Annotated in this window: 3 protein-coding genes and 1 pseudogene; 3 read left to right on the forward strand and 1 reads right to left on the reverse strand. The window is 36.1% G+C overall.

Features of this window, described 5'->3' with window-relative positions:
- The first annotated feature begins 88 nt into the window (after positions 1 to 88).
- From NMM25_RS10395 to NMM25_RS10405, 3 genes and pseudogenes are all read left to right on the forward strand, one after another.
- Positions 89 to 1,954 (forward strand): site-specific DNA-methyltransferase, encoded by a 1,866-nt coding sequence (locus NMM25_RS10395; protein ID WP_254736827.1) that lies wholly within the window; start codon positions 89 to 91, stop codon positions 1,952 to 1,954.
- Positions 1,954 to 4,692 carry a DEAD/DEAH box helicase family protein gene (locus tag NMM25_RS10400; RefSeq protein ID WP_254736828.1) on the forward strand — a complete coding sequence of 913 codons (2,739 nt, stop codon included), beginning with the start codon at positions 1,954 to 1,956 and terminating at the stop codon, positions 4,690 to 4,692. The genes NMM25_RS10395 and NMM25_RS10400 overlap by 1 nt, the downstream gene beginning before the upstream one ends.
- A gap of 479 nt (positions 4,693 to 5,171) precedes the next feature.
- Positions 5,172 to 6,402: pseudogene (locus NMM25_RS10405) on the forward strand (transposase).
- Between the two features lie 177 nt (positions 6,403 to 6,579).
- On the opposite strand, the gene NMM25_RS10410 reads toward NMM25_RS10405, so the two are convergent.
- On the reverse strand, positions 6,580 to 7,722 hold a 1,143-nt coding region (locus NMM25_RS10410), incomplete at its 5' end, for an LPXTG cell wall anchor domain-containing protein (protein ID WP_254736829.1).

Raw genomic sequence — 7,722 nt, forward strand, 5'->3', positions numbered from 1 at the left:
AGCGTATTTTTTGTCAAGCCCTAAAACAGACTTTTTCACATTTTTGTGAGAAGGTCTTTTCTGTTGTGTATGAAAGTGAGGGACTTGTATGAATCAGGCATTCGAAACAGCGATTCAACAAGCCCTGCGAGAGGTGGTAGAAAGCTTTGATGAACAGTATGTAGCTGAGGGACTATTAAAAAAAGGCGCTATTATAACCGATTTAGATAATTATAAACCCGAGTTGGTTGAAAAGATTTTGACAAATGCAATTCTAAATGAAGCATTTACCGAGGATATTGCTGGTGCGACCATTTTGAAAATCAATGATATCATTCAGATACTTGAAGTTGATGAATATTGGTCAAACTCTTACACGCGTTACACCAACAAAATCGGATTAGCAGCAAATAATCGCTATCTAGATGAAACAACAGACGTTGTCCTAAATTTCCCCTACAAAGATGGTATCTTAAAAGCTGGTATGACTAAAGATGATGTATCAAAGGAAGATGCTGAAGAATCGTTTTTAAATGAGATAGTTGCTAGAGAGGAGATTGATGTCCTCCTTGATGAAAAGATTTTTAAAAATGCTAATAAATATGACAAAAACGGCTCTTCTCCTGTATCAGAAATCAAGGATACGGATAACCTGATTATCAAGGGAAACAACCTGTTAGCACTCCACAGTTTGAAAAAACGATTTAGTGGAAAAATTAAAAGTATAATTATTGATCCACCTTACTATTTTAAAAAAACTAAGAGTAGTGATGCATTTAATTATAATTCAAATTTTAAATTATCTACTTGGTTAGTTTTTATGAAAAATAGATTAGATGTTGCCACGGAGCTGCTATCTGATGAAGGATTATGCATAATTATAGTTGGAGAAGAAGGATATGCTCAATTAAAATTATTAGCAGATAATATATTTGGAGAGGATAAATATATTGGTACGATTTCGTGGAGAAAATCTGATAATCAAGCAAATATTGGAGAATTTGCAAAAGTAACAGATTATATACTTATTTATAAGAAATCGAGTGGGAAATTAAATAAGTTACCACTAACCGACAAAGCTAGAAAAGAATATCGTTATTCAGATGAGAACGGTTATTTCAGACGACAAATTTTATTGCATAAGACTAGGGGTAAATATAATTATGAACTAACAACTCCTACAGGAAAAAAACTTTATGGCCCCTGGATGAAAGAGAAAGAAGAAATAGAACGGTTAGACAATTTAGGAAAGATATATTGGACACGAGGTGGGCAAGAACAACCATATGGTAAACTATATTTACAAGATTCGGAGGGGCAAATACCAAATGATTTTTGGGATAACTCATTTGGTACGAATCAACGTGGAGCTGAGGAGATTAGAGAGTTATTTCGTGGTGATAGGTTATTTGATTTTCCAAAACCTGAAAGACTTATTTATAATTTGATAAAGATTAGTAGTGAAGAAGGAGATATTGTCCTTGACTTCTTTATGGGTAGTGGGACAACACAAGCAGTAGCTCATAAAATGAACCGTCAGTATATCGGTATTGAACAAATGGATTATATTGAAACAGTTTCTATAGAAAGATTAAAGAAAGTTATTGATGGAGAACAAGGTGGCATTTCTCAAGATGTTGCTTGGTCTGGCGGTGGTTCATTCATTTATGCTGAGTTAATGGACAAAAATGCGACCTTTATTGATGCTGTTCTTAACTCTAAACATTCTGATGAATTAAAGGCTATCTTTGACGACATGAAAGCCACACTTGATTTTGATTTCAGAGTGGATTTACAAGAAGTTGACCAATCTATCTGGGATGAAGATTTTGAAATGCAGAAAAAAATTCTTGTGAAGATTATTGACAAAAACCAGCTCTATCACAACTACTCTGAAATTGATGATGAAACCATTAAATCGCAATTATCCCAATCAGATTATGATTTCAATAAGAGTTTTTATGGAGAGAAATGATGGTTAGAAAAGCAAAGAAAAAAGAACTGATCTTTGAACTCTTCGATGAATTGAAACAGCTGGATATGGATATTTTGAACGAACAGCATGGTTGGGAATTACCACAGTATATTGTAGAAAATCTCAAGCATGAACCACGTTCTTATCAGAGTGAAGCTATTCGCTATTTTCATTACACTCAAGCATCAGATACTTTCAAGTTTCGAAAACCAAGACAGCTGATGTTCAATATGGCAACTGGTTCGGGAAAGACTGATTTGATGGCTGGTTTAATCCTCTATCTTTATAAAGAAAAAGGGTATCAAAATTTTCTGTTTACAGTGAATACAAATGGTGTTCTGAGTAAGACCATTGATAATCTAACGAGTGCTCAATCTACTAAGTTTCTTTTCAATTCTAACTTAGAAATTGATGGGGAACATATCTTTATCAACCAGATTTCAGGAAGATTTCCAGATTTTCCTAATAAAAATGTAATTAATATTAAGTTTGTTTCAATTCAAACATTGACAAATGACCTCTTCACACAGGCAGAAAATATCATGTCATTAACAGATTACCAGAAGACAAAAATGGTTATTCTGGCGGATGAAGCCCATCACTATTCTGCTTCTACAAAAAAGAAAAATAAAGCAGAATTGGAAAAAATCTCATGGGAAAAAAGCCTACTTTCTCTTCTTCACGCACATGCTGATAATCTCTTGCTAGAATTTACCGCAACACTTGATTTTGACGATGAGACCATTTATCAAAAATATCGAGATAAGATTATTTACCGTTATACCTTGGATTCATACATCAAAGAGCGATATTCAAAAAATGTAAGACGCATTCAGACGGGGAATTCCAACGAAGATAATATGCTTAGTACCGTTCTTCTGAGTGAATATCGTCGCAAATTTGCTCTAGAAAAATTTGGGATTGAGATAAAACCAGTCATTCTTTTCAAATCACATAAAATTGATGTTTCCTATGAAGCAAACAATCTATTCAATGAGATGATTGATAGTCTGACTGTGGAAAGTTTAAGATCGTTCCTTATTTCGCAACTGAGAAGTGTATCAGAAGAGCAAAGCCATACTCTACAGCTAGCTTATCAGTATTATCTCGAAAAGGATGATCTTTCAACTGTTGTACGAGAACTTAAGCGTGGTTTTTCACCAGCTAGAATTCTAAATGCAAATGATTCAGATAGTGGCTCAAAAGGGTTGCTAGAAACAGGACAGTATCAAGCCCTCAATTCGCTTGAATCGCCCAATAATCTGTACCGTGTAGTCTTTGCAGTAGCAAAATTAACAGAAGGTTGGGATGTCCTCAATCTTTACGATATCGTTCGTATTAGCAACTTGGGAAAAATGAATGATAAAAGAGATGCTAAATCAACCAATTCCGAGGCTCAGTTGATCGGACGTGGGGCGCGATACAATCCTTTCTCCTTAAATCAAAAGATTTCTTACCAAAGACGATTCGATGAATCAGATGAAACAGCAAGTCTTTTGTTGGAAACACTACACTACCATACCCTTAATGAACCGCAATACATCAAGAATTTGATGGCATCACTTGACAAGATGAATCTTGCGACTGGGACGGATGAAAAAAATCCTCCGATTGAAATCAGACTGAAACCTTCTTTTAAGAAAACCCAAATCTTTAAAACAGGTAAACTTTACTATAATGAAACTGAAGAGATCCCTGATAGTCACTATGTGAATTTCCGTTCATATGGCATTGAAATTTCTAAGCTAGCCAATGTAACCTATTTTAAATCCACCTATGAAACAGCTTACCTTTCAGCTGAAGCAATAGAGTTAAAAACGTCCCAATTGAGGGGAGTTGATATTCGTTATTTTAAAAAATCAATTAGCCGCTCTAACTTTTTCCGATTTGAAAATCTGAAAAGATATCTTCCAAATCTCAAGTCTATGGAAGATTTTTGGAGAGAAAATTGGCTAGATTTGCAAAATCTTACACTCTCTGTCACAACAGAAAAAGAAACCATTGTAAAAGATTTTTCCGCTATGGAAAAGCTGAAAATTGTTGATAACTTTTTTAACCTACTGGCTGCCCAAATAAAGGCAGGTTATCGCAAAGCAAGAGGTACGAACCGCTTTATCGGATATCCAATTACAGAATATCTCGTTGATTATCGCAAACGAATACCTAATTATGATACAGCTAAGCAGAGTGGCTCCTTCATCGAACAAAAAGTAGCTAATATTAGTTTTGAAAAATTTGACTTTTTTGCTTACCAATCTGCTATAATCAATAGAAATGAAGAAAATCTAGTTAATGCTATCGCCAATTACATTGACGAACTAAGAGAACAATACGGTGATGTTTTCCTCATTCGAATGGACGAAAACATGCTAAAGGGGACAGATAAAGTTGAACGATTGAAATTGCACCAATTTGAAGAGAATCCACGGGAAATCAATTTTTCAGGATTTCAACCAGACTTTATCCTACTTCTTCAAAATAAGGATTACTATCTTCAAATCTTCATTGAACCCAAAGGTGAACAATTGGCAGAAAAAGATAGATGGAAGGAGGAACTTCTTTCATATATCAACGACCATCAAGAAGACTTGATTTTCGAAGATGAAATTGATGGAGTTATCATCAAAGGACTTAAATTCTATAATCAAGAAAATAGTAAACAAACACTCAATCAATTAGCACAGATAGCTCTTGAAAAACCACATTTTGGTGGAAATATTAGGCTGGACTTATTCTAAGTATCAAAAAGACGATTTCCGCTTGGATAATCGCCTTTTTTGCTATTTTATCTTGTAGTTGGTATAAACTGGTATATATTCCCTAGAAAGTATGCTCTATCCCTTGTACCAACTGTAGTCATCATGGATTGGTGTGTAGCTGTCATAGTCTTTCATCTGAATGGAAGTTCTATCTGCACTATCAAAAATCGTTCTTTCTGTTCTTTTGATTCCCTCTGAGTTTGGGACTGATCCAGCCTAGCATAGCAATAATACTTGATTTCCTTTCAGGATAAATAACTTAGTCATTAATACAGCGGCTCCTTACTCAAGGATACCAAGAGAAAGCCAAAAAGCCTAGACTGACTAGACTTTTTGGCTCTATAATATTTGTAGTGGGTAAATTCCCTATGGATATTATAGAGCCTCTTTTGTTGTAGAAAAAAGGTCCCATATAATCTATAATGAAAAGCGACCAAACCATCATTAGAAAGAGTTATATGGAACAACTAAATCTTATCACAAACTTACTCAGAATGAAAGACCAAAATATCGTTATCACTGATGAATATGGCCTAGGAACTCACTTAGAACTCCATGGCTACTTGGATTACATACCTCCTAAATGTCCTTCCTGCAAGGGAGAAATGGCTAAATACGACTTCCAGAAAACCTCTAAGATTCCCTACGTAGAAACAGCTGGTTTCCTACTGCTTATCCGTCTTCGAAAACGCTGGTTCAAGTATAAAGAATGCGAGAAAATGGCTGTCGCCGAAACTCCTCTTGTCAAGAAGAACCACCAAATCTCTGTCGCAGTTAACCAGAAAATTGCCCAATTACTTATCGAGAACCAAGCAATGACACATATTGCTCCCAGATGTCATGTCCTGGGATGAGTATGCTTTTAAGAATGGGAAAATGAGCTTTATAGCTCAAGATTCCAATTCCCTAAATGTCATCGCCATCCTTGACGGAAGGACACAAGCAACCATCCGAAATCACTTCCTACGCTATCCTAGACAGGTTAGAAAACAGGTCAAAGTCATTACTATGGATATGTTTAGCCCCTACTACAAATTGGCTAAACAGCTTCGCTTTCTAATTTCTAGGCTCAGGCTGAAACAGTCTCCCAGACTGTTGCACTCCCTAATGCAAAAATAGTACTCGACCGCTTCCATATTGTACAACATCTCAGCCGTGCTATGAGTCGTGTATGTGTCCAAATCATGAATCAATTTGAGCGAAAATCCCATGAACACAAGGCCATCAAGCGTTATTGGAAGCTCATTCAACAGGATAGCCGTAAACTCAGCGATAAGTGATTCTATCGCCCTACTTTTCGGTTGCACTTAACCAATAAAGAAATTCTAGACAAGCTGTTAAGCTATTCAGAAGAATTAAAACACCACTATAAGCTCTAATCAGCTCTTACTTTTTCACTTTCAGAACAAGGACTCTGACAAATTTTTTGGACTCATTGAGGACAATCTAAGGCAGGTTCATCCTCTTTTTCAGACTGTCTTTAAAACCTTCCTCAAGGATAAAGAAAAGATTGTCAACGCCCTTCAACTACCCTATTCCAACGCAAAGTTGGAAGCAACTAATAATCTCATCAATCTTATCAAACGAAATGCCTTTGGTTTCAGGAACTTTGAAAACTTAAAAAAGCGAGTTTTCATCACTCTGAACATACAAAAAGAGAGAACCAAACTGGTCCTCTCTAGATGTTAGCTTTTCATCTACCCACTACAGTTGACAAAGAACCTTAAAAAATAAGACAGTAACCTCAGAATAGCTACTGTCTTATCTCTTTTTTTACTTAAAGCCTTAATAGACTTGACAAATGGTAGAAAAGATCCTTTTAAGGAAGATATGTTCATTGCAAACAAATCATATCAATTAGAAAGCTTAGTCTTCTTTCTTCTTACGAGCCACAAGACCAAATCCACTCAATACTCCGAGAAGTCCAAGTGCTGCTAGGCTAGCATTGTCTTCTGTACCTGTATTTGGAAGTTCACGTTGGCCATCCATATATTGAGGTGTAGAAGGTGCTGCTGGTTGAACTGGAGTTGGGGTTGGTTGTGGTACTGGAACGTAGTTGATTGGTGTGTCCTTAGTTGGATCGCTTGGTATGTTTGGTACTTCGTATCCTTTAGTTGGATCATTTGGATCAACTGGTTTCAGTGGGTTTCCGTTTGGATCTACCGGAGTGAATCCTGGGACGTAAGGTACGTGTGGTTTATCACTTCCTGGTTTTGTCGGATCTTTCGGATCGTTTGGATATGGAATTGGATTTGTTGGTGTTCCTGGGATATTTGGTACCCATGATCCTAACTTATCGTAAACAACTGTTTCGTTGATATCTTTGATTGTATCCGGTGTTACTTTAATATCTTTAGTTGATGATTCTAAATCACCAGCTTTAGCGATGTATCCTTTAACTACTGGTACTGGGTATCCGTTGAAGATATCGTCGTTACGATCTGTTGTCCATTCTACATATGTGATTTCTCCTGTTACTAAGTTAACTTTAGCATCACGAGTGAATTTAATTGTTTCAACACGAGTTTCAGATACTTCTTTTCCGTCACGATCTACATACTTGATAGTACGTGTAGCTGATTTCTCAGTTACAAGATCTTTCACAGTACTTGGCCATACTGGGCTGTTTGGATCGTTAGGGAATACTGGTTTACCTGGTTCTGGTGTAGATGGCGTTACTGGAGTTCCATCTGGGTTTTTCGGTAAGTTTGGATCATTTGGATCTACTGGTTTACCTGGTGTAACTGGAATGATTCTTTCAGCTACTGTTACATTGAAGATTTGATCTACAGATTTATCTTTATCAAATACTCTGTCTGTATCTTTAGATGGGAAGTCGTTCTTAACTACTCTATATCCAGCTTTTTCAAGTTTTTCAATAGTCTTAGTTACTTCATCAACTTTAGACTTAGTGAAGTTAGCTCCTGAATCACCTTCATCTACTACTGGAGTTGATACTACTTTACCATTTTCAGTTACGAAGTTTGTGATAGCTTTTTGCTTATCAGT

The organism is Streptococcus sp. CF10-1 (genome assembly GCF_024295825.1).
GTDB lineage: Bacteria > Bacillota > Bacilli > Lactobacillales > Streptococcaceae > Streptococcus.